Raw genomic sequence first — 849 nt, 5'->3', positions numbered from 1 at the left:
AAAGACAAGCCAATAAAGCGCTCAAAAAAGGAGAGTGTGAAACAGCCCGTGCTCTGTTGTTTGAAACCCTCTCTCAAGACAATGAGCATGATGATGATATCTCTCGGTCAATGATGTCACGGTTGAAAAACTTGGGGAATTGTTAAAAGAAAACCCCCGTGGTCTCTTAATGGTTCGTGATGAGTTGTCTGGTTTTTTAGCAGATATGGAAAGAAAGGAATATCAATCAGACCGTGGTTTTTATTTGAAAGCTTTTAATGGATACGGTGGATTTAGCTATGACCGAATTGGGCGTGGAACCATTTATATCCCCAATGCAACTGTTTCCATTATAGGAGGTATTCAACCTTCACGAATTATTCCTTTCATTAAAGAAATTCTTCATGGGAAAAATGATGATGGTTTGCTCCAACGGTTCCAGATGCTGGTGTGGCCGAATGAAATCGAAGAGCCGGACTGGGTTGATAGGTGTCCCAATCAAGACGCACAGCAAGATTATGAAAGGCTGTTTCGTTCTCTCTATGATAAGCCCCTTGGTTCACCAGAACACCCCATTACCATACGTTTTTCTGCAAAAGCCCAAGAGATGTTTTGTGAGTGGTGGAAAAGCTTTCAGAAAAAAGTAAAGAACAGTCATTTCTCTGAACCCTTACAAGCGCATGTTTTAAAAATGCCAAAGACCATAGCAAGCCTTGCCTTGATTTTTGAACTTGTTGAGGGAGGTCGTTTTGAAGTTGGTTTCTCCTCTCTTTCTATGGCATTACGTTGGGAAAAATATCTGATAAGTCACGCAAAACGTCTTTATGCGGCGTGTGATCAATTAACAGCAGAGCGGGCAAAATTGATTGT

General features: G+C 41.2%; 1 pseudogene. It reads left to right on the top strand.

Going from position 1 to position 849, the window contains the following annotated elements:
* Nucleotides 1–849: pseudogene (locus tag PVV69_RS09925) on the top strand (DUF3987 domain-containing protein); the annotation flags it as partial.

Origin of the sequence: Bartonella sp. MM73XJBT (assembly GCF_028618465.1) — a bacterium.
In the GTDB taxonomy this organism is placed as follows: Bacteria; Pseudomonadota; Alphaproteobacteria; order Rhizobiales; family Rhizobiaceae; genus Bartonella.
Note: the sequence above shows the minus strand (reverse complement) of the source record. Positions and strands in the feature narration are given on the sequence as shown.